The 22,319-nt window shown below is 64.9% G+C and carries 27 protein-coding genes, 1 tRNA gene and 1 pseudogene; 16 read left to right on the forward strand and 13 right to left on the reverse strand.

The window, feature by feature from the left end; translation table 11 throughout:
* Nucleotides 1-67: 67 nt before the first annotated feature.
* The 3 genes from dnaG to ACQR07_RS27240 form a co-directional block, all read right to left on the reverse strand.
* A complete protein-coding gene (gene dnaG, locus ACQR07_RS27230; protein WP_434905193.1) occupies nucleotides 68-2,074 on the reverse strand; it encodes a DNA primase in 2,007 nt (668 codons plus the stop codon).
* A 166-nt stretch (nucleotides 2,075-2,240) separates the two neighbouring features.
* On the reverse strand, nucleotides 2,241-2,651 hold the full coding sequence (locus ACQR07_RS27235) for a gamma-glutamylcyclotransferase family protein (protein ID WP_434905194.1): 411 nt from the start codon (nucleotides 2,649-2,651) through the stop codon (nucleotides 2,241-2,243).
* A gap of 37 nt (nucleotides 2,652-2,688) precedes the next feature.
* The gene (locus ACQR07_RS27240) at nucleotides 2,689-3,513 is read right to left on the reverse strand and encodes a transglutaminase-like domain-containing protein (RefSeq protein ID WP_434905195.1); all 825 of its coding nucleotides are present in this window, start codon (nucleotides 3,511-3,513) and stop codon (nucleotides 2,689-2,691) included.
* 207 nt (nucleotides 3,514-3,720) lie between these two features.
* Here ACQR07_RS27240 and ACQR07_RS27245 point away from each other — a divergent pair, with 207 nt between their 5' ends.
* Nucleotides 3,721-4,524 carry an N-formylglutamate amidohydrolase gene (locus ACQR07_RS27245; RefSeq protein WP_434905196.1) on the forward strand — a complete coding sequence of 268 codons (804 nt, stop codon included), beginning with the start codon at nucleotides 3,721-3,723 and terminating at the stop codon, nucleotides 4,522-4,524.
* A 3-nt stretch (nucleotides 4,525-4,527) separates the two neighbouring features.
* Here the strand turns inward: ACQR07_RS27245 and ACQR07_RS27250 are convergent, their stop codons facing one another.
* A complete protein-coding gene (locus ACQR07_RS27250; protein ID WP_434905197.1) occupies nucleotides 4,528-5,937 on the reverse strand; it encodes a PLP-dependent aminotransferase family protein in 1,410 nt (469 codons plus the stop codon).
* Nucleotides 5,938-6,192: 255 nt separating this feature from the next.
* Here ACQR07_RS27250 and ACQR07_RS27255 point away from each other — a divergent pair, with 255 nt between their 5' ends.
* Both ACQR07_RS27255 and ACQR07_RS27260 read left to right on the forward strand, forming a co-directional pair.
* Nucleotides 6,193-7,029 (forward strand): PhzF family phenazine biosynthesis protein, encoded by an 837-nt coding sequence (locus tag ACQR07_RS27255; RefSeq protein WP_434905198.1) that lies wholly within the window; start codon nucleotides 6,193-6,195, stop codon nucleotides 7,027-7,029.
* A gap of 99 nt (nucleotides 7,030-7,128) precedes the next feature.
* Entirely contained in the window at nucleotides 7,129-7,698 is a 570-nt protein-coding gene (locus tag ACQR07_RS27260; protein WP_434905199.1) for a Uma2 family endonuclease, read from the forward strand.
* Between the two features lie 24 nt (nucleotides 7,699-7,722).
* On the opposite strand, the gene ACQR07_RS27265 is transcribed toward ACQR07_RS27260, so the two are convergent.
* Nucleotides 7,723-8,343, reverse strand: coding sequence for a LysE family translocator (locus tag ACQR07_RS27265; protein ID WP_434905200.1), 621 nt, complete (start codon nucleotides 8,341-8,343; stop codon nucleotides 7,723-7,725).
* Nucleotides 8,344-8,428: 85 nt separating this feature from the next.
* Between ACQR07_RS27265 and ACQR07_RS27270 the strand changes: the two genes are divergently transcribed.
* The 4 genes from ACQR07_RS27270 to ACQR07_RS27285 all read left to right on the forward strand — a co-directional run bounded on the left by ACQR07_RS27270 (nucleotide 8,429) and on the right by ACQR07_RS27285 (nucleotide 10,637).
* A complete protein-coding gene (locus tag ACQR07_RS27270; protein ID WP_434905201.1) occupies nucleotides 8,429-8,752 on the forward strand; it encodes a hypothetical protein in 324 nt (107 codons plus the stop codon).
* 78 nt (nucleotides 8,753-8,830) lie between these two features.
* Nucleotides 8,831-9,145, forward strand: a complete 315-nt coding sequence (locus tag ACQR07_RS27275; RefSeq protein ID WP_434905202.1) for an ArsR/SmtB family transcription factor — start codon at nucleotides 8,831-8,833, stop codon at nucleotides 9,143-9,145.
* Nucleotides 9,138-9,671 (forward strand): SRPBCC family protein, encoded by a 534-nt coding sequence (locus tag ACQR07_RS27280; protein ID WP_434905203.1) that lies wholly within the window; start codon nucleotides 9,138-9,140, stop codon nucleotides 9,669-9,671. Before ACQR07_RS27275 ends, ACQR07_RS27280 begins: the two co-directional genes overlap by 8 nt.
* Nucleotides 9,672-9,761: 90 nt before the next feature.
* Entirely contained in the window at nucleotides 9,762-10,637 is an 876-nt protein-coding gene (locus ACQR07_RS27285; protein WP_434905204.1) for a DMT family transporter, read from the forward strand.
* A 26-nt stretch (nucleotides 10,638-10,663) separates the two neighbouring features.
* On the opposite strand, the gene ACQR07_RS27290 is transcribed toward ACQR07_RS27285, so the two are convergent.
* The 5 genes from ACQR07_RS27290 to ACQR07_RS27310 all read right to left on the reverse strand — a co-directional run bounded on the left by ACQR07_RS27290 (nucleotide 10,664) and on the right by ACQR07_RS27310 (nucleotide 15,146).
* Nucleotides 10,664-11,086 carry a hypothetical protein gene (locus ACQR07_RS27290; RefSeq protein ID WP_434905205.1) on the reverse strand — a complete coding sequence of 141 codons (423 nt, stop codon included), beginning with the start codon at nucleotides 11,084-11,086 and terminating at the stop codon, nucleotides 10,664-10,666.
* A gap of 114 nt (nucleotides 11,087-11,200) precedes the next feature.
* The gene (locus tag ACQR07_RS27295; RefSeq protein WP_434905206.1) at nucleotides 11,201-11,977 is read right to left on the reverse strand and encodes a DUF2189 domain-containing protein; all 777 of its coding nucleotides are present in this window, start codon (nucleotides 11,975-11,977) and stop codon (nucleotides 11,201-11,203) included.
* 381 nt (nucleotides 11,978-12,358) lie between these two features.
* The gene (locus ACQR07_RS27300) at nucleotides 12,359-13,966 is read right to left on the reverse strand and encodes an acyl-CoA synthetase (RefSeq protein WP_434905334.1); all 1,608 of its coding nucleotides are present in this window, start codon (nucleotides 13,964-13,966) and stop codon (nucleotides 12,359-12,361) included.
* Nucleotides 13,967-13,986: 20 nt separating this feature from the next.
* Entirely contained in the window at nucleotides 13,987-14,682 is a 696-nt protein-coding gene (locus tag ACQR07_RS27305) for a hypothetical protein (protein ID WP_434905207.1), read from the reverse strand.
* Nucleotides 14,683-14,687: 5 nt separating this feature from the next.
* A complete protein-coding gene (locus ACQR07_RS27310) occupies nucleotides 14,688-15,146 on the reverse strand; it encodes a GatB/YqeY domain-containing protein (protein ID WP_434905208.1) in 459 nt (152 codons plus the stop codon).
* Between the two features lie 75 nt (nucleotides 15,147-15,221).
* On the opposite strand from ACQR07_RS27310, the gene ACQR07_RS27315 reads away from it, so the two are divergent.
* The gene (locus tag ACQR07_RS27315) at nucleotides 15,222-15,584 is read left to right on the forward strand and encodes a hypothetical protein (RefSeq protein WP_434905209.1); all 363 of its coding nucleotides are present in this window, start codon (nucleotides 15,222-15,224) and stop codon (nucleotides 15,582-15,584) included.
* A 117-nt stretch (nucleotides 15,585-15,701) separates the two neighbouring features.
* On the forward strand, nucleotides 15,702-16,892 hold the full coding sequence (carA, locus tag ACQR07_RS27320; protein ID WP_434905210.1) for a glutamine-hydrolyzing carbamoyl-phosphate synthase small subunit: 1,191 nt from the start codon (nucleotides 15,702-15,704) through the stop codon (nucleotides 16,890-16,892).
* On the opposite strand, the gene ACQR07_RS27325 is transcribed toward carA, so the two are convergent.
* Entirely contained in the window at nucleotides 16,849-17,805 is a 957-nt protein-coding gene (locus ACQR07_RS27325) for an AraC family transcriptional regulator (protein WP_434905211.1), read from the reverse strand. The two genes, carA and ACQR07_RS27325, sit on opposite strands and share 44 nt — an antisense overlap.
* A 114-nt stretch (nucleotides 17,806-17,919) precedes the next feature.
* Between ACQR07_RS27325 and ACQR07_RS27330 the strand changes: the two genes are divergently transcribed.
* The 3 genes and pseudogenes from ACQR07_RS27330 to ACQR07_RS27340 all read left to right on the forward strand — a co-directional run bounded on the left by ACQR07_RS27330 (nucleotide 17,920) and on the right by ACQR07_RS27340 (nucleotide 19,239).
* Nucleotides 17,920-18,336 (forward strand): tautomerase family protein, encoded by a 417-nt coding sequence (locus tag ACQR07_RS27330; protein WP_434905212.1) that lies wholly within the window; start codon nucleotides 17,920-17,922, stop codon nucleotides 18,334-18,336.
* Between the two features lie 14 nt (nucleotides 18,337-18,350).
* Nucleotides 18,351-18,612, forward strand: a pseudogene (locus ACQR07_RS27335) (glutamine amidotransferase-related protein); the annotation flags it as partial.
* 138 nt (nucleotides 18,613-18,750) lie between these two features.
* Nucleotides 18,751-19,239 carry a PaaI family thioesterase gene (locus tag ACQR07_RS27340; RefSeq protein WP_434905213.1) on the forward strand — a complete coding sequence of 163 codons (489 nt, stop codon included), beginning with the start codon at nucleotides 18,751-18,753 and terminating at the stop codon, nucleotides 19,237-19,239.
* A 110-nt stretch (nucleotides 19,240-19,349) separates the two neighbouring features.
* Here ACQR07_RS27340 and ACQR07_RS27345 read toward each other — a convergent pair whose 3' ends face one another.
* The gene (locus tag ACQR07_RS27345; RefSeq protein ID WP_434905214.1) at nucleotides 19,350-19,676 is read right to left on the reverse strand and encodes an ArsR/SmtB family transcription factor; all 327 of its coding nucleotides are present in this window, start codon (nucleotides 19,674-19,676) and stop codon (nucleotides 19,350-19,352) included.
* An 85-nt stretch (nucleotides 19,677-19,761) separates the two neighbouring features.
* Here ACQR07_RS27345 and ACQR07_RS27350 point away from each other — a divergent pair, with 85 nt between their 5' ends.
* Together ACQR07_RS27350 and ACQR07_RS27355 are read left to right on the forward strand one after the other, a co-directional pair.
* A complete protein-coding gene (locus ACQR07_RS27350) occupies nucleotides 19,762-20,184 on the forward strand; it encodes a YeeE/YedE family protein (protein ID WP_434905215.1) in 423 nt (140 codons plus the stop codon).
* Nucleotides 20,185-20,189: 5 nt separating this feature from the next.
* Complete coding sequence (locus tag ACQR07_RS27355) at nucleotides 20,190-20,642, forward strand: DUF6691 family protein (protein WP_434905216.1); 453 nt, start codon at nucleotides 20,190-20,192, stop codon at nucleotides 20,640-20,642.
* 93 nt (nucleotides 20,643-20,735) lie between these two features.
* On the opposite strand, the gene ACQR07_RS27360 is transcribed toward ACQR07_RS27355, so the two are convergent.
* Nucleotides 20,736-21,263 carry a Dps family protein gene (locus ACQR07_RS27360; RefSeq protein WP_434905217.1) on the reverse strand — a complete coding sequence of 176 codons (528 nt, stop codon included), beginning with the start codon at nucleotides 21,261-21,263 and terminating at the stop codon, nucleotides 20,736-20,738.
* A gap of 107 nt (nucleotides 21,264-21,370) precedes the next feature.
* Between ACQR07_RS27360 and ACQR07_RS27365 the strand changes: the two genes are divergently transcribed.
* Entirely contained in the window at nucleotides 21,371-22,063 is a 693-nt protein-coding gene (locus ACQR07_RS27365) for a class I SAM-dependent methyltransferase (protein ID WP_434905218.1), read from the forward strand.
* A gap of 93 nt (nucleotides 22,064-22,156) precedes the next feature.
* Nucleotides 22,157-22,233, forward strand: a tRNA-OTHER gene (locus tag ACQR07_RS27370).
* The last annotated feature ends 86 nt before the right edge of the window (nucleotides 22,234-22,319 follow it).

A 22,319-nucleotide genomic window follows, 5' to 3' on the forward strand; every position in this document is an offset into this window, starting at 1 on the left:
CCGGGGCGCGCGCGGGCGGACCGGACCGAAATGTGCTCACCCAGAGACAGGGCGCCGGGCCCTCATTTCACACGTTACGGTTGGTACGTCCGGACAGTTCCCCGAAGCCTTCGATCAGCGCCTCGGTGCCATCCATCTCGGCCATCCTGGCCTTCACGTCCCTCAACCAGCCCATGTTCGGCTCGCTCGGGTCCTCGCCCAACGCGAGCTCGGCATCCTTCAATTCCCTAAGTAAGGAGTGCCATTGCCGATGCAAGGCAACGAGCTGATGCCAGGTCGCAAGAACGTCATCGCGCGCCGCGCCTGACTTCGTCGCCCATACCGCCGCGGTCGTGATCGCCCGCTCAACCCGTTGAAGAAGCTCGGAAAAGCCTGATTTCTCCAGGTCGGCTCGCATCTTCTCGGCCTGCTCGTCCGGATCCGGCGAATGGTGGTGATCGTGGGCGAAGGCGGCGATGATGGCGGCCCTGAGCTTGTGCGCCTCGGGGTGGGCGAGCTCGAGCGCTGCGACCTCCTCGAGGTGGTCGTGGAGCAGCCAGGGGTGGTTGATCAGGCACTGCAGGATCAGCGCCTCGCGGCGCGAGATCGCCGAGCGCTGGCCGCGCATGATCGGGCTCATGGCAAGCTGCGGGCTCGCCGCCATGTAGGGGCCGCGGGCCATCGCCGGGCCTGTGGACGGCGGACCGCCGCGGCGGCCGCCCCCTGTGGATAACCGTCCCGGCTGTCCGGATCCGGGACTGCGGGCGCCGAACCGGCGTCCTGATTCGGCACCGTAGCCGCGGCCGAAGCCCCGGCCGCCGTCGGGGGCGAAGGCCTGGTACAGCCGGTTGCTGAGGTCCTGCTTGTAGTAGCGGCGTACCACTTCGTCGGCGATGCCGCCGGTGAGCTGGCCGATCCGCGCCTCCAGCGCGGCGCGCCGCTCCGGGGTGTTGAAGCTGCCGCCCTCGATCTCGCGCGACCAGATCACCTCGGCGAGCGGCTTTGCAATTTTCAGCACCTCCTCGACCGCGCCGCGGCCACCGGAGCGGACGAGATCGTCCGGGTCCTGGCCCTCGGGCAGCAGCGCGAAGCGCAGGCTCTTGCCCGGCTTGAGCAGCGGCAAGGCAATGTCCGCAGCCCGATGAGCCGCCTTCTGCCCGGCGCGGTCGCCGTCGAAGCACAGGATCGGCTCGTCGACCATCTTCCAGATCAGCGACAGCTGGCTCTCGGTCAGCGCAGTGCCGAGCGGCGCCACCGCGCCGGCAAAGCCCGCCGCGACCAGCGCGATGACGTCGACATAGCCCTCTACCACGATCATCGGCGCGCCATTGTGCGCGGCCTGGCGGGCGTTGGGCAGGTTGTAGAGATTGTCGCCCTTGTGGAAGAGCGGCGTCTCCGGCGAGTTGAGATATTTCGCCGGCACATCCTTCTGCATCGCGCGGCCGCCGAAGGCGATCACGCGGCCCCTGACGTCGGTGATCGGAAACATCACGCGGTCTTTGAACCGATCATAGGGGACCGGAATGTCGTCGCCGCCGATCAGCAGCCCGGCCTCGACCATGTCGTTCACCGGCACGCCCTGGGCGCCGAGATATTCCTTCAAGCCGAACCGCTCCGGCGGCGCATAGCCGAGCCGGAACTGAACTTGCGTCTGCGGCAGGATCGCGCGATCGGCGAGATAGCCGCGGGCGCGGGCGCCATGCCTGGAGGCCAAGGTGTCGGCGAAGAACTTCGCCGCCAGCTCCATCACGTCATACAGCGTCTTGCGCTGCCGCTCCTGCCGCGCCGCATCCGGCGTCACCGCCGGCAGCGCCAGGCCGGCGACCCCTGCCAGCCGCTCCACGGCTTCCGGGAAGCTGCAGCCCTCGGTCTCCATCACGAAGTCGAAGATGTTGCCGTGCTTGCCGGAGGAGAAGTCGTGATAAAAACCCTTCTGGTCGTTGACGTAGAAGGACGGCGTCTTTTCCTGCTGGAACGGCGACAGCCCCTTCCACTCCCGCCCGGCCTTCTTGAGCTTCACGCGCTTGCCGACGACATCCGAGACCGGAAGCCGGGCGCGCAGCTCATCGAGGAATTCCGGCGTGAAGCGGGCCATAAGCGGGGCGAGTGTCCTGTGCTGGTGGACTTACGCATATAGGCAGCCGGGTACGAAATGTGAACTTCCTCGGCCTTGTCCGGGCTATTCACAGCCCCTGCCCTCTCCGCGCGTCATTCCGGGGCGCCCGCAGGGCGAGCCCGGAATGACGGGAGGAGAGCGGGGCTCAAGGCGCCAAAAACCGTCCCGAGACAATGCGGGCGGCCTCGTCAACCGGCCAGTTGTAGACATAGGTCCAGGCTTCCTGGGCCGAGCCATCGGCGAGCGTAACGCTCAACCGCTCGCGCAGATATTCGGTCGGCTGCGCAAAACCTTCGCCGCAGGCCTCGTACATGTCGAACTCGCGCAGCATCGGCTCGGGCTGGCGCAGCCGGAACAGCTCGCCATGAACGATGTCGGCAGTATCGGCCGACAACACGAGGCCGGGATAATGCTGGATGCGATAGAGCCGGCCGCGGCAGCTGGCTTCACTGACGAAATCGGCATTGGCCGACAGCAGCCGCGCCATCGGGTGGTCGAAGCCGCGCATCAGGGTGCCGTAGACGAACAGGAGATCGGGGGGCGTGTCGGAGGTCATCGCCCTGCATAACCGCGCAGGCCGGGCAAGGCCAGCCTCACGCCACGCCGCGCGCCGCCACGATCTCCTCGCTGACGATGTGGAATTTCGTCAGCGTCATCCGCCCGAACGAGGTCGACAGTGCGACGTCGGCCGCGTCGCGCCCGGTTGCCATGACGATACGGCCGATGCGCGGCACGTTGTGGCGGGCGTCGAACGTGTACCACTGGCCCGACAGATAGACCTGAAACCAGCCTGAAAAATCCATCGGATACGGCTCCGGCGGAATCCCGATGTCGCCCATGTAGCCGGTGCAATAGCGCGCCGGGATGCCCATGCAGCGGCACAGGGTCAGCGCCAGATGCGCGAAGTCGCGGCAGACGCCGGTGCGCGCCTGGTAGACGTCGTGCGCCGACTTCATGTGATGGGCGTGCTCGTAGCCGAAGCTGACATGCTTGTGCACGAAGTCGCAGATCGCCTGCACCCGCGCCCATCCCGCCGGCACCTGACCGAACAGCGACCAGGCGACGTCGGTGAGCTTGTCGGTCTCGCAATAGCGGCTCGGCATCAGATAGAGCAGCAGATCGTCCGGCAGCTGGTCGATCGGCAGCTGCTGCGCCTCCGGCGCGACGGCATCGGGCAATCCGCTGTCGCGCACGATGGCGCTGCCGTGAAAGGTCACGCCGCCGCTCGGCGCCACCAGGCGGCCGCAGATGTTGCCGAAGCTGTCGTGATAGAAGCTGATCGGCACCGCCGGCTCCGCTAAGATCATCTCCGTGCCGATGATGTCCTTGCGGCGCGAGGGATGGATCGACAGCATGATCACCATCGGCGTCGCCGCAGGCGCGGCATAGGCGATCTCGAACCCGACCTTGATCTCCATCAGTCCCCTCTTGCGCGCGTGCGCGTTGCGGTGGCCATGCGGCGCTTCCCACAGAAGCGGCCGGCCCCGGCGATATCAGGCCTTGTGATCGCGCCTCAGGATCGGCATCGTCATCGAATCATCATCGCGGTTTTCGGCCATGCAATCCAGATTCACCTCTGCTCAATTGCAGTTCGTCATGCCGCCTGAATGAGCAGCCGATTGATCATGAAGCTTCCCGACGTGACCGATACAGCACGACTCCTTCAAGCCGACGAAGTTCCGCCCGTCTACGAGCAGAACGTCGACGGCACATCCGCGCTGTTCCTGACCTGCGATCACTACGGCCGCCTGCTGCCGCGCGCGCTCGGCGACCTCGGCCTCGACGAGAGCGAACTGCAGCGGCACATCGCCTGGGACATCGGCATCGCCGGCGTCGCCGAGCAGGTGTCGCGCGCGCTCGATGCGCATCTGGTGGCGCAGCGCTATTCACGGCTGGTGATCGACTGCAACCGCTCGCCGAAGGCGCCGAACTCGATCCCGATGATCAGCGAGCGCACCACCATTCCCGGCAATGAGGGACTGACGCACGAGGATGCTGAGCTGCGGCGCCGCGCGATCTTCGATCCCTATCATGACCGCATCACCGCCGTGCTCGACGCGCGCAAGCAAGCGGGACGTCCGACGATCCTGGTCTCGCTGCACAGCTTCACGCCGGTCTATGCTGGCATTGCGAGGCCCTGGCACATCGGCACGCTGTATCAGCACGACCGCGTGCTGCCGCCGCTGTTGTTGAAGGCGCTGCGCGCCGAGCCCGACCTCGTCGTCGGCGACAACCAGCCTTATGCCGTCGGCGACAACACCGACTACACCATCCCGGTGCATGGCGAAGGCCGCGGGCTGATTACATCGGGTATCGAGATCCGACAGAACGAGATCGCCGAACCGGAGGGGCAAAAGCTCTGGGCCGAGCGGCTGATCCGCATCCTCGGCGAGATCGAAACGGAGCTGCGCGGCAAGGGACTGGCGTAGCTCCTACTCCGTCATGTCGGAGGCGTCGTGATGCGACAGCAGGCCGGCGAGCCGCCATAGCGCCGTGCGCAGATCGTCATGGCTCGGCAGGCCCAGCGCCAGCCGCACGGCGTTCGGCGAGTGGCCGTGCGCGACCGCGAACGCGCTTGCCGGCGTGATCGCGATTCCCGCGCGCGCTGCCGCAGCGGTCAGGGCCTCGGCGCGCCAGCCCTCCGGCAGATGCAGCCAGACATGGTAGGAGCGCGGATCGGCTTCGATGTGATAGCCGGCGAGGCACTCGGCGACGATCGCCTGCCGCACCAGTGCATCCGCGCGCTTGCGCCTGGTGATCTCGGCGGCGGTGCCGTCGGCGAGCAGGCCCATTCCGGCAGCCAAGGCGAGCGAGGTCACCGACCACGCGCCGGTGCGCACCGTCGCCGCGAACTTCTCGCGCAGGTGCGGGGGCACATAGAGGAAGCCGACCGCGATGCCCGGCGCGAGGCGCTTGGCGAGGCTGTCGACAACGACGACGCGCTCCTCGGCCAGCGTCGCCAACGAGACCTGGTCGCTGAGGAAGCCATAGACCAGATCCTCGATGATCATCAGCTCGTGCTTGCGCACGAGCCGCACGATCTCCTCGCGGCGCGCCTCGCTCATCGTGAGCCCGAGCGGATTCTGCATGACCGGCTGGATATAGATCGCATTCAGCGCGCCGGCACGATGCGCCTTGGCGAGCGCGTCCGGACGGATGCCTTCGGCGTCCATCGCGAGCGGCACCAGCGTGACGCCGAGCCGCGCCGCAATGCCCTTGATCATCGGATAGGTGACGGCCTCGACGCCGAGCCGGCCGCCGACCGGCACCAGGGCCGAGATCGCCGCCGCGAGCGACTGCCGGCCGCTGCCAGCAAACACGAAATTGTCCGCGCGCGGGCGCCAGCGCTCACCGGCGAAGAACGCCGCGGCGGTCCGCCCGGCCTCGACCAGCCGCCGCTGCGTGATCGGCGCCAGCACCGGCGCCAGCTTCTCCGGCCGCTGCCAGACGGCCAGCGACTTCGCGATCAGCGCCGCCTGGTCCGGCAGGGTCGGAAAATTGAACTCGAGATCGATCCGGCCGTCGAACGGCTCCAGCCGCAACGAGGCCGGCACCGGCACCGGCTCACCGGCAACGAAGGTGCCGCGACCGACCTCGCCGACGACGAGTCCCCTGCGCAATAATTCGGCATAGACGCGGGCAGCCGTGGATGCGGCAATTCCTCGCTCATAGGCGAACTGCCGCTGCGGCGGCAGCCGGTCGCCGGCCTTCAGGCGGCCGTTCGCGATGTCCTCGGCAATGTCGTCCACCAGGGCCGTATACGAAGCATTCATGCTATATTGCACCGAGAGCAATGTTTCGATTGCACCGAGATATGTACTGCGCGATTGCTCTTCGAACAACGCAATCGAAGACCAATAGGTGACTCATGGCATATTCCCTGGCGCAGCGTTGGGCAACTCCGCAAGTTGCTCACGGAAAGAGCAATTTGCTCCAGGTCCCGCAGCTCTGGATGCAGCGGCTGTTCTGGCGCTCCGAACTGGCGATGCTCGACCGCGAGCAGATGCGCGACTGCGGGCTTGATCCGGCCTTGGTTCAGGAAGAGTCCAGCAAGCCGTTCTGGCGCGACTGACGACAATATCAGGGAGAACACCGCGATGCCGACGCTTTCGTTTCTTCAAGTCGACGTGTTCTCCAAGGTAGCCTTCAAGGGCAACCCGCTCGCCGTGATCGCCGAGGCCGATGGCCTCGACGATGCCACGATGCAAGCGATCGCCAACTGGACGAATCTGTCCGAGACGACGTTCCTGTCGCGTGCCCAGGACCCGGGCGCTGATTATCGCGTGCGCATTTTCACGCCGCAGCGCGAGCTGCCGTTTGCGGGCCATCCGACGCTGGGATCGTGCCACGCCTGGCTCGCGCTCGGCGGCCGGCCAAAAGGTGAGCACGTCGTGCAAGAATGCGGCGCGGGTCTCGTGCGCATCAAGCGTGACGGCGACCGGCTTGCTTTCGCCGCACCACCTCTGCGTCGAACCGGCGCTGTCGATGCCGAACTCACCGCCAAGATCGCCGCGGCGCTCGGCATCCAGCCGAGCACGATGCGCGCCGTGCAATGGATCGACAACGGGCCGGGCTGGATCGGCGTGCTGATCGACTCCCGCCAGGATCTGCTGAACATCAAGTTCAATGTGCTCGCCCTGTCGCAGCAGCCGGTCGGCGTCGTCGCACCGTGGGATCCCGCGCGCGACGGCCGCGACGCGCAGTATGAGGTCCGCGCCTTCACCTGGAGCGGCGCCGAAGACCCGGTCACGGGCAGCCTCAATGCAAGCCTGGCGCAATGGCTGATCGGTGCCGGAATTGCTCCGAAGCAATATGTCGCCGCGCAGGGCACCGTGCTCGGCCGCGCCGGCCGGGTGCATGTCGCCCAGGACGGCGAGACGATCTGGGTCGGCGGCGACGTCGCGCCGGTGATTCGGGGAACGATCGACCTGTAGGCCAATTGGCGGCGCAAACCGGCAGCCGGATGCAAGCCTGAGCCACGCTTTCACAGGCCAAGCGGGTCGCCTATAGTTCGGCCAAACAGGCGCTCTCGCATGAACATCAAGGTCGATCCGGCGGCGTTCTTTTCCTGGGTAACAGCGCAGGAAGAGCGTTACGAGCTCGTCGACGGCGAGGTCGTCATGATGGCCGGCGCCGGCCGGCGGCACGACGCGATCGTCGTCAACCTGACCGCGGCCCTGCACGCCCAGACCAGAGGCAGCCCGTGCCAGACCTTCACCGGCGACACCTACATGGTCACATCCCCGTCGACCCGTCGCATGCCGGATCTGGGCGTCGATTGCGGCAAGCCTGACGAGGACTCCCTGGTGGCCGATCGACCGGCGCTGCTGGTCGAGGTGCTGTCTCCGACGACCGGCGGCTTCGACGTGACGGTCAAGCTGGCCGAATACCAGGCTCTCCCCTGCCTCGACTACATTCTGTTCGTCGACACCGACAGCCCCAATGTCCACCTTTATTCACGTGATCCGTACGGTGCCTGGACGGATGTCGTGCTGAAGGGACTCGACGCGATCATTCGGCTGGAGAAGCTGAACGCCGCGATCGGCCTTCGTGACGTCTACGCCGGACTGGAATTCCGGCCGCGGCCCCGCCTCGTCGAATAGTCGAAGCCCGCAGCGAGCACCTGCTCACCGCGCCCGGGTCAGCGCCAGCCACACGCCGCCGCCGATCATGAAGCCGCCGGAGATGCGCGACACGAGCCGAGTCCTGTTCGCGGAGAACAGCTTTCGCGCGCGGCCGGCGAGCAGCGCGTAGATCGCATCGGTCAGGCCGGCGATCACCATGAAGGTGACGCCGAGCAAACCGACCTGCGGCACGTGATCCCGGCTCATGTCCATGAACTGCGGCAGGAACGCGCCGAAGAACACCATCACCTTCGGGTTCGACAGCAGCACCAGGAGGCCCTGCAGGAAGAAGCCGCCCCGCGGCGGCGGAGGCGGCGCCTCGCCGGCGGAAATCCCTTCGATCGGAGAGCGGATCAACTGGATGCCGAGCCACACCAGATAGGCCGCGCCGATCAGGCGCACCCATTCGAACCAATAGCCCATCGTCGCCATCAGCGATGTCAGGCCGATGGCGACGACACCGATCGCGATCGCGAGCCCGGTCTGTACGCCGGCAATGTTGATCAGCGCGGCCCGGGTGCCATGACGCAGCCCATTGGCGATCAACAGCGTGACGACGGGACCGGGCAGCAGCGCCAGCCCGATGCAGGCGGCAACGAAGGCGAGATAGACTTGCAGGGACATGACGAAGACTCGCGAAGGAGGACACCATGTCATACACCAGAAAGAGATCTCCACGCCATGTGACGCCGAGCCGGCACCACCCGCCATGACCATTTCGATAGCTTCTCTCTCGACCCCGGATCGTGAGATCGTGCATCGCGCGCTGGGCGCTGCTGTCGAAGGCCCGTTCTTTCCGGAATGGGAGTTCCACACGCTGTTCGGTCTCGAGCGCTCTGAGGTCAGAGCGATCTACGAGGCCTGGCCGTCTCCGGCCTGCAACTCCGCCCAGTTGCTTGCGGCGATGATCGGATCCCTGAACAATCTGCTCGGCTATCCGCACCAGCAGGAGGACGCGCTTCGCCAGTATTTTCCGGAAGGATGCAGCGTCCTCTCTGCGACACTCGCGCGACTCGCCGCCCTGGACAGGTGACGAGGCGCAAGGCTCCAGGAGGCTTCTGCCAGCCCTTCGGCGGCTTGACACGCAACCTTTGGTTGCATAATCTCCGCCATGGACGAGGTCTTCAAGGCCCTGGCGGACGCATCACGGCGGGCGCTGCTCGACCGGCTGCATGCGCGGAACGGCCAGACCCTGACCGAACTCTGCGACGGCCTCGCGATGACGCGGCAGGCCGTGACCAAGCATCTTGCGATTCTCGAGGCGGCCAACCTGGTCACAACGCGGCGGCACGGCCGCGAGAAGCTGCACTTCCTCAATCCGGTGCCGATCCATCAGATCGGCGAGCGCTGGATCAGGAAATTCGAGCGCGCCAAGCTCACCGCGCTCGGCGAATTGAAGAAGCGTTTGGAGGAAGGCCATGAGTGACCCGGGCAGCGCGGTCGACATCACGACATTCAAGCCGGAGACCGTCTACACGATCTACATCGCCGCCAGCCCCGAGAAGGTCTGGCAGGCGCTGACCTCGGCCGAGTTCAGCCGGCAATATTTCTTCGGCTTCGCCGTGGAGGCGGATCTGCGCGCCGGCGGCGCCTTCATCGTGCGCGCGCCCGATGGCTCCGAGCACATCAGCGGCGAGGTGATCGTCTGCGAGCCGCCACGGCGACTCACCATCACCTGGGACGTCAACTGGCCCGGCCTCGTCGCAGCGCTCGGCCGAACGCTCGTCACCTATGAGATCGAGCAGGCCGGCGATGCCGTGCGCCTGACGATCACCGAAGCGCATGAGCGGCCGCTGTCGGACGACATCCTGTCGGGCGGACGCCAAGGCTGGCCGGCGATCCTGTCGAGCCTCAAGAGCCTGCTCGAAACCGGCAAGCCGCTCGCCGTGAAGATGGCGCCGCCCGCGCGCATGCTCGCGGCACTGAAGGCGATGGGAATCGGGGTGCCGTAGCGGCGAGCAGCCGGATCGGTCTTGTCAGCGGGACGCGCTGCGTGAGACGCTGACGTCACCAACATGTCACCGCCTCACCGTCGGGGCTTGATGCCGGACGTTCATTCACAGCATCGGACCGGCATTGCGCTCGTGGTCGTAGCTGCGATCGCCTGGAGCACTGCGCCGTTCTTCACGCGCCTGTTGCACCTGGATTCCTGGACGATCCTGTTCTGGCGAGGTCTGTTCGGCGGCACCTTCATCGCATTGTTTCTCGTCGTTGCCCAAGGGGGGCGCGGAGCGAAAAACCTGATGCGGCTAGGACGGGGCGGCGCGCTCGTTGCCTGCTTCTCGGCCGTCGCCATGCTCGCGTTCATCCCGGCGCTGCAATTGACGAGCACCGCGAATGTCGCGATCGTCATTGCCGCCCAGCCGTTCATCACGGCAGCCATCGCCTGGCTCTGGTTGCGCGAGGCCCCATCAGCGGCGACGATGCTCGCAAGTCTCATCGCTTTCGCCGGCATTGCGATCACGGTCAGCGGCGCTCTGGCCGCCGCGGACCTTCGGGCGATCGGACTGGCCGTGCTGGTGATGCTGGCCTTTGCCGTCATGACGGTGGCCATGCGCCGCCACAAGGACACACCGATGGTCGCGGCGGCGGCCTTCGCCAACGTGATCGGGGCCGCCGTCAGCGTCCCGTTTGCAGACAACCTGTTGGCGGTCTCGGCGACCGACATCGGCACACTCGCGATGTTCGGCCTCTGTCAGGTCGCCCTCGGTCTCACCTGCTTTTCACTCGGCGTCAGGCTGCTGCCCTCGGGGCGCGCCACATTGATCGCGACCCTGGAGACGCCGCTGATGCCGTTCTGGGTCTGGCTGGCGTTTTCAGAACTGCCGAGCGGGCGCGCCCTTGCTGGCGGCGCGATCGTGATGACCGCGGTCATCGCCGACATCATCGGCAACGATCGCGGGCTGCGGACAGGCTGAGAGCACGAGGGTGCCGGACGGCTCGGTCAAGACACCGCCGCGATCTGCGGGATGTATGCGAGCACGCCGCCGACCTGCAACGCGTTGCTGAGCATGCCGCCCCAGTGCAGCCAGCGCAGCCCGCGCACCGCCGTCGCATCGCCGGAATCCCGGTCGCGAATGCGGGCGTCCATCCGCTCGAGGAACCAGCGGCGCGACAGCAGCGCGAAGCCGGCCACCGCGGCGAGGCCGAAGGCCAGCAGCGGACGCCCATCCGCCAGGACGGCGAGCGTGCCGATGCCGCCGGCGATGGCGAGCGCGACGAAGTAGGAATTGAACATGCCGCGCAGCAGCCGCGTCACCGGCACGATGTCGAGCCGCACCAGCAGGAAGGCCGGCGCGGCCAGCAGCAGGTAGAACATCGGCAACAGCAGGATGATCGTCGCGAACAATGCGATGTTGTCTGGCATCATCCTTCCCCGAACCGTGGCGCGGACCAAGCTGCGGCCGTCCACATTTTGGTCCGATCATACGCCGCGAGGCGCGAGTTCACCATCGAACCTTGGTCGAGGCTTGCTGCCACGTCATACCGGCGCGACGATCCGGCGATACAGGTGCCAGGTCGCATGTCCCAGCACGGGGACAGTGACCAGCAGCCCGAGGAAGTACGGCAGCGCCGAGACAATCAGCAGCACGGTGATGACCGCGGCCCAGCCGATCATCGGTCCCGGACTCGCCACGACAGCGCGCACGCTGGTGATCATGGCGGTGACGAAATCGACCTCGCGATCCAGCAGCAGCGGAAACGACACCACGGTGAGGGAAAACAGCACCAGCGACAGCGCGGCGCCGTCGAGATTGCCGATGGCGAGAAACAGCAGGCCCTCATTGGTTGTCAGCACCACCGTCATGAACTCCCTGAAGCTGGAGAACGAGGCGTTGAGCCCGAGCAGCAGCGCGATCAGCAGCCTGATCTGGTACATCCAGATCACGAAAAAGAACACGGTGACGAACGCCATCCAGGCGATCTCGCCGCGCGAGGTGATCGTCTGCCAGATCGCGCCATACGAGACCGGCTGACCGAGCTCGCGGCGGCGGCTGACTTCATAGAGACCGATCGCAACGAACGGACCGAGCAGCGCGAAGCCGGCCGCCAAGGGATAGGCGAGATACACCATGCCGAAGGCGGTGACGCACAGCACGATGCTGATACCGCCGAGCACATAGATCAAACCGAAAGCAAGGCCGAACAACGGCTGCGCCTGGAAATCGCGCAATCCTTGCGTCAACGCCTCGGCAATGTCGGCCGTGGTGATGCGGCGCACCACGGGATCGTTTCGTCCCGAAACAGATGCGGTCATCGGCAGTCCCTCCTGACTATTATCGTTTGAGCCGATGCTAACAGCGGGCGGGCAGGGATTTCAATTTCAACTTGTAGGCAGCGTGCGAAGAGTCATGCTCTCTCAAGAATGGGAGACACGCTGTGTCACGACGCGGACGGTCTGCTCCCTCTCCCCGTTCTTACGGGGAGAGGGTTGGGGTGAGGGGCAGCCGCACGGGAAGTGTGCGTGGAGAGACCTGTACCCCCTCACCCGGATTGCATCTGACGATGCAATCCGACCTCTCCCCGCCCTAGCGAAGCTTCGCTTCGCCCTGGCGGGGCGAGGTGCACCGAGTGTGCGGGTCGATCTCGCTTCGGCAAGTCTCAGCGATCAAGCAGAGCTTCGAAGCCGCTGCGCCCCCTACCCCCGCGCCCGCAGCTCGCGCCGCAGCACCTTGCCCGTCGCCGTCATCGGCAGGCTGTCCGTGAACTCCACGTGTCTCGGATATTCATGCGCGGCGAGCTTCACCTTGACGAAGTCCTGGATCTCCCGCGACAGCGTGTCATTCGCAACGAAGCCCGGACGCAGCACGATCCACGCCTTCACCGCCTCGGTGCGAACGGGATCGGGAACGCCGACCACCGCGGCAAGCGCCACCGCTGGATGCTTGAGCAGCGTATCCTCGATCTCCGCCGGGCCGATGCGATAGCCGGCCGAGGTGATGACATCGTCCTCGCGGCTCGCATACCAGAAATAGCCGTCGTCATCCTGGGTGCCGAGATCGCCGGTCAGCAGCACGTCGCGTGCGAACTTCTTCTGCGTCGCCTCCGGATTGCGCCAATATTCGATCATGGTGCAGGGATTGGGCTGGCGCACGCCGATGATGCCTCGCTCCCCCCGCGGCAGCTCCTCGCCTCTGTCGTTGACGATCAGCACCTCGAAGCCCGGCGTGGCCTTGCCCATCGATCCCGGCCGGATCGGAAACAGCTTTGCATTGTTGCCGACGACGAGATTGCACTCGGTCTGGCCGTAGATCTCGTGCGCATCGATGCGGAAGGTGGCGCGCACCCAGTCGAGCAGCTCCGCGCCGAGCGACTCGCCGCCGGTGAGGATGCTGCGCAGCTTGACCCCGTCATGCTTGACGTTGGCCTGCCGCATCAGCTTGAGCGCGGTCGGCGGCAGGAACACGTTGCGCACCTGATAGTCCGCCATCAGCTGCATCGCCGCCTGCGGCACGAATTTTCGCGCGCGATAGCCGATCACCGGCACGGCGTGATACCAGGCCGGAAACAGCGCATCGAACAGGCCGCCGATCCAGGCCCAGTCCGCCGGGGTCCACATCACGTCGCCGGGCTTCGGCAGGAAGCCGTGCACCATCTCGACATTGGGCAGATGGCCGAGCAGCACGCGATGGGCATGCAGCGCGCCCTTCGGATTGCCGGTCGTGCCCGAGGTGTAGATGATGATCGCGGGATCGTTGCTCAAGGTGGCGACGGTCGGGAAGCGATCGGAAGCGCGCTCCAGCGTCGGCCAGAAGGATCGGGCTCCGCTATCATCGCCGTCGGTGACGTAGATCGTCTTGAGCTCCGGCAGCTGGTCGCGAATGCGCGCGAGCTTGGCGAGGCCCGTCGTGTCGGTGACGACCACCTTGGCGCCGGAGTTCTGCAGGCGGAATTGCAGCGCGTCCTCGCCGAACAGCGTAAACAGCGGCACCGAGACCAGCCCGGCGCGGAACGCCGCGAGATGGACGATCGGCAGCTCCAGCGACTGCGACAGGAACACGGCGACGCGGTCGCCCTGCGCGAGACCATCGGCCTTGAGCACATTGGCGAAGCGGCAGGAAAAGTCGCGCAGCTCGTCGAACGACACGCGCCTGGATGCACCGTCCTCCTCGACGACGATCAGCGCGAGGCGGCCCGAGCCGTCGGCGTGGCGATCGCAGGTCGCGACCGCGATGTTGAACTGCGCAGGGATCTCCCAGCGGAAGTCGCGATAGAGGCGGTTGTAGTCGGACGTTTCCTGAAGCAATGTTTTCCCCGAACTCTTGTTCACCACTCTTCCATGACCGAAGCCCAGATCGAAGCATCGTCACCTAGGTACTCAGGGACAACTCGGCTACGAAAAGTTCTGCCATCGCTGCTAAACACATCGCCCTTCCAAAACACGTGTATGGCAGTAAGCGGTTCGATGGAGCCGGTGATAGCCGACCGAATACTCTGCTCAATCTCTTCTTGACGAATTCCGTATTCGCCAATGTTCAAATAGACGAACAGTTCTGTGGCCAGCGGATATTGTTTCTCTCTCTTTCGGCTGATTCCTTCGGCTAAAGCGCCGGGAATTGCGTCCGCTCGCCTGATCCAATCTTTGGCTGGGTCCATGCGGGTCGCCGGCACATCAGGACCGTATTCTAAGCCACGTTTCCTTCCAGGCTCTAGAACTTCCAGCACTTCCGCAGGAACAACACGGTTATCACGCTTCACATAACCGTCTGGGGGATCTTCCACGCTCAATTTGAGCTGAGGAATCTCCATTAGGGCGGAGCATTTGGCGAGCACCCAGATTTCACGTAATTGCTTGGCTTCGCGGTGGGTTACAAATGCATCTCTGAAGCCTGCAAAGCTTAGATCGATCGACTTCTGGATGCTGTTCAGTTCACTCAGAACTTCGAATGGGGATCTCCAGTAGTGAAACCATAGCCTCTTGGAAGACAGAAAGGCTTTAAGATCTGCGTGATCCCCACTCATTATCGCTATCCTCCAGACAGCGCCGCCTTCACCAGCGCGCTGGCCTTCGCAAAATCCATCTGGCCCGTGTACTTGGCCTTCAGCACGGCGATCACCTTGCCCATGTCCTTCATGCCGGCGGCACCGGTCTCGGTCACGGCGGCCGAAATCGCCGACTTGACCTCGTCGTCGCTCATCTGCTTCGGCAGGTAGGCCGAGATCACCGCGATCTCCTCGCGCTCGCCGGCGGCGAGCTCGGCGCGGCCGCCCTTTTCGTACAGCTCGACGGATTCCTGGCGCTGCTTGATCATCTTCTGCAGCACCGCGAGCACGTCGGCGTCGGTGAGCGGCGGCTTGCCGTCGCCGCGGGCGGCGATGTCGGCGTTCTTCAGCGTCGAGTTGACCATGCGAAGGGTGGACAGCTTGCGCTCGTCCTTGGCCTTCATCGCCTCCTTGACCGCATTGTTGATGTCGTCGCGCAGCATGGTTGCCTCGTTAAGAATTGCGTCGCTAGAAGGGAGCCGGTTTATATGAGGAATCCCCACGTATCCAGGGCTGCCATGACAAACGGCAAGACGCTCGGCGCATTGATGATCTGCCTGGTGGTGCTCTGGGCGAGCCGATTCGCACCTCAGAGCTGCGCCCCCGCATCCGCCCCGTCGTGGACTGCCTTTTTCGGTTCTGCCTTACTGGTGACCGGTTTCCTTTTCTGCCCGGTCTACGATTTCGTTGCCTTGCTTGCGTACAAGCTGGGAATGGACCGGCAGTTCACCCCGATCGAGGTCTTTGCGGGGGAGTTTCCTCCCCCCGATCAGCCGCCGGTCTCACTCAAGACCAAGCTCTGGTTCCTGTATCCGTTAGACATCATTATCGTTCTGGTCTTCCTTCTGCCTCTCTGGGACGCAGCAGCCTATTGCGGCTAAAAAAATGCCCTTCGTATCCAATCCTGCTCGGTTTCCGCGCAAATTGACCGAAATCGCGTGTGAATCGGCCGCTTCCCGCTTTGACGCCGGGCGCTTGCCCCACTATGTAGGGGCCTCATGACACACATCGATACTGACGCCGCCTGGCCGGACCATAAACCGACCGCGCTCCTCGTGCTCGCCGATGGAACGGTGCTGGAAGGCTACGGCCTCGGCGCCGAAGGCCACGCCGTGGGCGAGGTCTGCTTCAACACCGCAATGACCGGCTACGAGGAGATCCTGACGGATCCGTCCTATGCCGGCCAGCTCATCACCTTCACCTTCCCGCATATCGGCAATGTCGGCACCAACGACGAGGATATCGAGACGGTGAACATGGCGGCGACGCCGGGCGCGCGCGGGGTGATCCTGCGCACCGCGATCACCGACCCGTCGAACTACCGCGCCAGCCGGCACCTCGACCAGTGGCTGCGCGCCCGCGGCATCATCGGCCTGTCGGGCATCGACACCCGCGCCTTGACCGCGCTGATCCGCTCCAAGGGCATGCCGAATGGGGTGATCGCCCATTCCAAGGACGGCAAGTTCGACCTCGACGCGCTGAAGAAGGAAGCGCGGGAGTGGCCGGGCCTCGAGGGCATGGACCTCGTGCCGATGGTCACCTCGGCGCAGCGCTTCAATTGGAACGAGACGCCCTGGGTGTGGAACGAGGGCTTTGGCCAGCAGACCAAGCCGGAATTCAACGTCGTCGCCATCGACTATGGCATCAAGCGCAACATCCTGCGCCTGCTCGCCGGCGTCGGCTGCAAGGTCACGGTGGTGCCGGCGACGACGCCAGCCGAAGACATCCTGGCGATGAAGCCGGACGGCGTGTTCCTGTCGAACGGCCCTGGCGACCCCGCCGCGACCGGCAAATACGCCGTGCCGGTGATTCAGCGGGTGATCTCGTCGGGCACGCCGACCTTCGGCATCTGCCTGGGCCACCAGATGCTGGGGCTTGCCGTCGGTGCCAAGACCAAGAAGATGCATCAGGGGCATCACGGCGCCAATCATCCGGTCAAGGACGAGACCACCGGCAAGGTCGAGATCACCTCGATGAACCACGGCTTCGCGGTCGACCAGGACACGCTGCCGTCGGGCGCCACGCAGACCCACATCTCGCTGTTCGACGGCTCGAACTGCGGCATCCAGCTCGACGGCAAGCCGGTGTTCTCGGTGCAGTATCACCCGGAAGCCTCGCCCGGCCCGCGCGACTCGCATTATCTATTCAAGCGGTTCGCCGATCTGATGCGGGCAAGGAAGCGCGGGTAAATCTGCGTCGAAACGCCCCCGGCGTCACCCCTTCGAGACGCTTGAACGCCCGGTTGAACGACGCTTCGCTTCGATAACCGACGCGTTCCGCGATGTCGATCATTACAAGATCACTGTCGCGAAGCATTTCGGCCGCCTTGGTCATGCGCCAGCGGGCGAGATATTCCAAAGGAGGATTGCCAACAAGCGCACGGAAGCGTTCGGCAAAGCCCGAACGGGACAGTGCGGCCGCCTCCGCGAGCTTCTCGACAGTCCAGCCATCCGCCGGTCGTTCGTGGATTAGCGCGAGCGCCTTTCCGATCGACCGGTCCGAAAGTGCACGCAACCCGTGCGCAGCGCACTCGTTGCCGGCGATATAAAAGCGGATGGCCTGCACCAGCAGGACGTCTGCCAACCGGCTCATGACCACAGTGGCTCCCGGCTCCTGCGAAGAACTCTCAGCTACGAACTGCTCAACGGTGGAAGCGAGCCATGGCGGGCGCGTTCCATGAGTGGCGGGCACATGAATTGACCGCGCCAGCCTTTGCACCGAGAACATGCGATGAGCGGCACGAAACTGGAAGGCGCACACAACGAGCACCGCTTGCGCGCCATCCCGGCGCAGTTTGACCGTTCGGGTATCGCGCAAACTACGGCATTCGGCACCGCCGAATGCCAATAGCGCGCTTCCCTTTGAATCGCGCAAAACATGCGATCCGCCGCGGGGAAGGAAAACAACATCACCCGCGGAGAGGTTGAGCGGTGCCCGGCGTCCGTCCACTTCCAGCCGGGCGCTTCCGCGGCCGACAACGACAATGTGCGCGGCGCGGCTATCCGGAAGCCGGAACCCCCACGGCGCTGCCAGCTCGAAACGCCCGTAGACCAACGTCCCAAGCCGCATAGTGTCGAGCAGATCGGTCAGCACGTCCGTCATCGACGACGCTCCGGTTTGGACGATCTATCAATTTTTCTGGATACAACGAGATAGATCGTCCAAGCAAGGCCCGGCATCGTCGCGCGGTCGTCAACATTGAAGACAGGAAAGCCGATGCCTCTCGTCAACATTTCCCTTCGCAAGGGCACGTCCGCGGATTATCGCCGCGCCATCGCCGACGCAATCCATCAAGCCATGATGGATGCATTTAGAATTCCGGCCGACGACCGGTTCATCCTGATTAGCGAACATTCCCCCGAGAATATGATTCAAGATCGCACCTTCTTCGGGATCGAACGCATCGACAAATCGGTCTTCCTCCAGATCGTGGTAAATCATCGTCCCGTTGCGCAGAAGGCGAGCTTCTACGAGTTCGTCGTCAAGAATCTCGGCCACACACCCGGCCTTCGACCGGAGGATATTTTCATCGGTATCGTCGAAGTAGCACCCGAGAACTGGTGGGCATTCGCGCGAAACGTCAACGCCAGCGGAAGCGACGCCGTCCTGGGGACGGCTTTGCCCCGGCCATGAAGAAACGCACATCTTGCCTCGATCGACAGATGCTCGGCCTCGCCGTGGGGGCCAGAACAAGGAAGATGCATCAGGGGCATCACGGCGCCAATCATCCGGTCAAGGACGAGACCACAGGCAAGGTCGAGATCACCTCGATGAACCATGGCTTCGCGGTCGACCAGGACACGCTGCCGTCGGGCCCATCCGGAAGCCTCGCCCGGCCCGCGCGACTCGCATCATCTGTTCAAGCGCTTGGCGGAGCTGATGCGCGAGAAGAAGCGCAGCGCCGCCTGACGGCCTGATCGCAAGCCGAATGCCCGGGTCGCTCCCGGGCATTTTGCTGTCCGGATCGTGAAGAAGCAGGCGGCCTTTCCACTGGTCTCCTTGGCATCAGCTTTATATGATAATCATCATTTCAAGGGAGATTGTGACATGAGCGAAGCCGTCGCGCCTGAGAGCCCATTCGGCGTCGTGCCGCTGGAGGTGCTGGCCTCGATGCCCGGGCTCGACTTCGTGCGTGGCATCTTTGCAGGCAGCCTGCCGCAGCCGCCGATCATGCAGACGGTCGAACCGTTCGACTGCACCGCCGAGCCCGGCCACGTGATCCTGCACAGCGTGCCCGCGCTGCGACACTACAATCCGATCGGCTCGGTGCATGGCGGCTACGCCGCGATCCTGCTGGATTCAGCGATGGGCCTTGCCGTCCATTCGCGCTGTCCGCAAGGGTCCGGCTACACCACGCTCGAGTTCAAGATCTCCTTCGTCAAGGCGATGACCGAGGCCACGGGCGTGGTGAGGACCGAAGGCAAGACGCTGTCGTTCGGCCGCCGCGCCGCGACGGCCGAAGCGCGCATCACCGATTCACAGGGGCGGCTGCTGGCGCATGCCACCACCACCTGTTTGGTGTTCGAGCTGACCTGAGGTCAGCTCGACAGCCGCTCACTTGCGCGCCACGCTCCAGTACACCGGCGCCGGCGGATTGAGGATCCCGGTCGAATCCGCGCGCGCGGCGCGGGCAGCGCCAGCGCTGATCAGGCGCAGTAGAGCCCATAGAGCGTTTGCAGGATTTCGCGCACCTCGCGGCTCGCGAGCCGATAATAGATGGTCTGGCCATCACGCCGCGTCGCGACGAGGCCGAGCGCGCGCATCTTGGCGAGATGCTGCGACAGGGCAGCCTGCCGCAGACCGACCTGCTCGGCCAGATCGCCGACCGCGCGCTCACCGTCGAGCAGGTTGCACAGCACCATCAGGCGCTTCGGATTGGCCATCGCCGCGAGCAGGCCGGCAGCCTCCTCCGCCCGATGTTCGAGACCCGCCACCAGGGCGTCCCGACGTTTTCGCGCCGTCCGTGCCGTCATGATTGTTACGTCTTCAGTTTCGAATATAAGCAGTAATGCACGTGATACCCGATTGCAACGTGCGCCTCCGGGAGAGAGTGACGACATGATGACCTTGTCTACAGCCCTGACCGCACTCGCTGGCGGCGCCCTGATCGGCCTCGCGGCCGTGCTGATGATGGGCCTCACGGGGCGGATCGCCGGCGTCAGCGGGATTGCGGCCCGGCTGCTGCCGCCCTGGGATGGCGCGCTGCCGGGCCGGATCGCCTTCATTGCCGGATTGGTGGTTGCGGCGCTCGCGGTCCGCGTCGTCACCGGCCACCTGCCGCCGCTGACCTTGGAGGTCGGCCCCGTCGCCCTGGCCATCGCCGGCCTGCTCGTCGGATTCGGCGCGGTCTGGGGCAATGGCTGCACATCGGGTCATGGCGTCTGCGGCATCGCCAGCCTGTCGTCGCGGTCGATCGTGGCGACGCTGGTGTTCATGATGACCGCGATCGCGACCACCTTCATCGTCCGGCACGGGATGTGAGCGCCATGACCGTGATGATCCAGTTCATCGTCGGTGTCGTGTTCGGGCTCGGATTGCTGCTGTCAGGTATGTCCACCCCCGAGAAGGTGCTGAACTTCCTTGATCTCGCCGCGATCCGCACCGGCGGTTGGGATCCGAGCCTGATGCTGGTGATGGCGGGGGCCGTCGGCGTCGCCTTCGCAGGCTTCCGTCTCGCGCGTCGGCGGCAACGCCCGGTGTTCGCCGATCACTTCCATCCGTCGCCGCCGCAGACGGTGGATTGGCGCATCGCCACCGGGCCCGCGATCTTCGGCATCGGCTGGGGTCTTGCGGGGATTTGCCCGGGTCCGGCCTTCGTGGCGCTGGGCTATGGCTCGCCGGCCATCGCGCTGTTCGTCATTGCCATGATGATCGGGATGGCGGCGGCTCGGATGCTCGCGAGCCGCCGGCCGTCGCTCGCCGTCGCGCTATCGGATTGAACGCGAACCGCCTCACCTCCGTGGATCACTCAAACGCGGGACGCGCGCCACGTTGCCGCCGCGCGCACCCCGGTCATCGAAGCAAGTCGCAGTTCACGCCGCATTGCTGCCTTCCTGACGGCTGGCCTCGAACAGGAACCAGGTCCGCCGTTCGGTCTCGTCGATGAAGGTCTCCAGCAATCCCGCGGTCGCCGGGTCGTCGTTGTCGTCGCACAGTTCGTGAGCCTTCCGCATCGAGGCCGCGATGTGCTTGTTGTCCTCCATCAACTCCCGCAACATCTCGCGCGGGGGCACATACTCCTCGTTGTTGTCCTTGATGGTCTGCAGCTTGCTGACCTGTCCGATCGATTTCAGCGTGGTGCCGCCGAGCTTGCGCACCCGCTCGGCCAACTGGTCCGTGGTGGCGAAGATCGCATCCGACTGCTCGTCCAGCATCAGGTGATAATCGTGGAAGTGGCGGCCGCTGACGTGCCAATGGAAGTTCTTGGTCTTCAAATAGAGCGCAAATGCGTCGGCAAGCAGCGTGTTCAGCGCCGTCGAGATCTTGTTCACGGCGTCCGGCGACAGATCGGTCGGGGTATCCAAATCGGGGGCGGTCTTGTCGGTCTTTGCTTTACTCACGGGCTAACCTTCCTGTTAGAAGCAGCATGGACACGGGTCATCGGACCCGTTAACGCTCGCTGACCCCTCCAGTTCCGATCAAGGAACTGTGTTTGCCGGAACCCGACATGGACGACTGGATCGACTATTACGATTCAACGCACACGATCTACGCGAGCAAGCTGCATCGCGACCTCCACTTCCAGGTGATCGCGCGCGATATCGTCGGCTACATTCCCTCGCCCGATGCGGTCGTTCTCGACTATTCCTGCGGCGAGGCGCTGTCGGCCGCCAAGGTCGCGGAGTCCTGCATGACGCTGATCCTGGCCGAGCCTGCGCCGGGTGTGCGCGGGCGGCTGATCGCGCGATTTGCGCCGAACACCAAGATCCGGGTGCGGTCGCTGGACGAACTGCGCAACATGCAGGAGGGGTCGATCGACCTCGTCGTCATGAACTCGGTGGCGCAATACATGAGCGAGGCCGAATTCGACACGGCGCTCGCAGTGATCCGGCGGCTGCTGAAGCCGTCGGGAAAGTTCGTGCTCGGCGACGTGCTGCGCCCCGACGTCGGCATGGTCAAGGACGTCCTGGCGCTGCTGATGTTCGCCGGGCGCCACGGCTTCCTCAAGGACGCGCTGGTCGGGCTGGTGGCCACAGCCTTGTCCGATTACCGCCAACTGCGGACCAAGGTCGGCCTGCAGCGCTACAGTGAAGCCGACGTGATGGCCCACCTGAAAAAGGCCGGCCTCAGCGGGAACCGGGCGCCGAAGAACATCGGTTACAATCCGTGGCGCATGACCTTTGTCGCCAGACCGGCCTGAGACGGCCGGGAACCCAGCCATATCAGGCAATCCAGTTAGGGTTAATTGAAGCACGGGCTGGCCCACGCGGCCGTGAGAGGTAATATCGATCTCGGCCCGGTGGCGGAAGCTACGACGCGAAGAGCGGTGCAACGCTCTTGAACCTGGTTCAAGTCCAGGCCGGGCCTCCAGCCTTCGCCGCTTTGCGGCTCGGCTCGGCAAGCCCAGTCCCCGCGCCGTCCCTGCCAATTTGACCGTTGATTTCGGCCCAAAACCC

Origin of the sequence: Bradyrhizobium sp. HKCCYLS20291, from assembly GCF_051167715.1 — a bacterium.
Classification (GTDB): domain Bacteria; phylum Pseudomonadota; class Alphaproteobacteria; order Rhizobiales; family Xanthobacteraceae; genus Bradyrhizobium.

Excerpts from the sequence above, each read along its gene's own strand:
- dnaG (WP_434905193.1), bottom strand. The coding sequence starts at position 2,074 with ATGGCCCGCTTCACGCCGGAATTCCTCGATGAGCTGCGCGCCCGGCTT.
- ACQR07_RS27235 (WP_434905194.1), bottom strand. The coding sequence starts at position 2,651 with ATGACCTCCGACACGCCCCCCGATCTCCTGTTCGTCTACGGCACCCTG.
- ACQR07_RS27240 (WP_434905195.1), bottom strand. The coding sequence starts at position 3,513 with ATGGAGATCAAGGTCGGGTTCGAGATCGCCTATGCCGCGCCTGCGGCG.
- ACQR07_RS27245 (WP_434905196.1), top strand. The coding sequence starts at position 3,721 with ATGAAGCTTCCCGACGTGACCGATACAGCACGACTCCTTCAAGCCGAC.
- ACQR07_RS27255 (WP_434905198.1), top strand. The coding sequence starts at position 6,193 with ATGCCGACGCTTTCGTTTCTTCAAGTCGACGTGTTCTCCAAGGTAGCC.
- ACQR07_RS27260 (WP_434905199.1), top strand. The coding sequence starts at position 7,129 with ATGAACATCAAGGTCGATCCGGCGGCGTTCTTTTCCTGGGTAACAGCG.
- ACQR07_RS27265 (WP_434905200.1), bottom strand. The coding sequence starts at position 8,343 with ATGTCCCTGCAAGTCTATCTCGCCTTCGTTGCCGCCTGCATCGGGCTG.
- ACQR07_RS27270 (WP_434905201.1), top strand. The coding sequence starts at position 8,429 with ATGACCATTTCGATAGCTTCTCTCTCGACCCCGGATCGTGAGATCGTG.
- ACQR07_RS27275 (WP_434905202.1), top strand. The coding sequence starts at position 8,831 with ATGGACGAGGTCTTCAAGGCCCTGGCGGACGCATCACGGCGGGCGCTG.
- ACQR07_RS27280 (WP_434905203.1), top strand. The coding sequence starts at position 9,138 with ATGAGTGACCCGGGCAGCGCGGTCGACATCACGACATTCAAGCCGGAG.
- ACQR07_RS27285 (WP_434905204.1), top strand. The coding sequence starts at position 9,762 with ATGCCGGACGTTCATTCACAGCATCGGACCGGCATTGCGCTCGTGGTC.
- ACQR07_RS27290 (WP_434905205.1), bottom strand. The coding sequence starts at position 11,086 with ATGCCAGACAACATCGCATTGTTCGCGACGATCATCCTGCTGTTGCCG.
- ACQR07_RS27295 (WP_434905206.1), bottom strand. The coding sequence starts at position 11,977 with ATGACCGCATCTGTTTCGGGACGAAACGATCCCGTGGTGCGCCGCATC.
- ACQR07_RS27305 (WP_434905207.1), bottom strand. The coding sequence starts at position 14,682 with ATGAGTGGGGATCACGCAGATCTTAAAGCCTTTCTGTCTTCCAAGAGG.
- ACQR07_RS27310 (WP_434905208.1), bottom strand. The coding sequence starts at position 15,146 with ATGCTGCGCGACGACATCAACAATGCGGTCAAGGAGGCGATGAAGGCC.
- ACQR07_RS27315 (WP_434905209.1), top strand. The coding sequence starts at position 15,222 with ATGACAAACGGCAAGACGCTCGGCGCATTGATGATCTGCCTGGTGGTG.
- carA (WP_434905210.1), top strand. The coding sequence starts at position 15,702 with ATGACACACATCGATACTGACGCCGCCTGGCCGGACCATAAACCGACC.
- ACQR07_RS27325 (WP_434905211.1), bottom strand. The coding sequence starts at position 17,805 with ATGACGGACGTGCTGACCGATCTGCTCGACACTATGCGGCTTGGGACG.
- ACQR07_RS27330 (WP_434905212.1), top strand. The coding sequence starts at position 17,920 with ATGCCTCTCGTCAACATTTCCCTTCGCAAGGGCACGTCCGCGGATTAT.
- ACQR07_RS27340 (WP_434905213.1), top strand. The coding sequence starts at position 18,751 with ATGAGCGAAGCCGTCGCGCCTGAGAGCCCATTCGGCGTCGTGCCGCTG.
- ACQR07_RS27345 (WP_434905214.1), bottom strand. The coding sequence starts at position 19,676 with ATGACGGCACGGACGGCGCGAAAACGTCGGGACGCCCTGGTGGCGGGT.
- ACQR07_RS27350 (WP_434905215.1), top strand. The coding sequence starts at position 19,762 with ATGATGACCTTGTCTACAGCCCTGACCGCACTCGCTGGCGGCGCCCTG.
- ACQR07_RS27355 (WP_434905216.1), top strand. The coding sequence starts at position 20,190 with ATGACCGTGATGATCCAGTTCATCGTCGGTGTCGTGTTCGGGCTCGGA.
- ACQR07_RS27365 (WP_434905218.1), top strand. The coding sequence starts at position 21,371 with ATGGACGACTGGATCGACTATTACGATTCAACGCACACGATCTACGCG.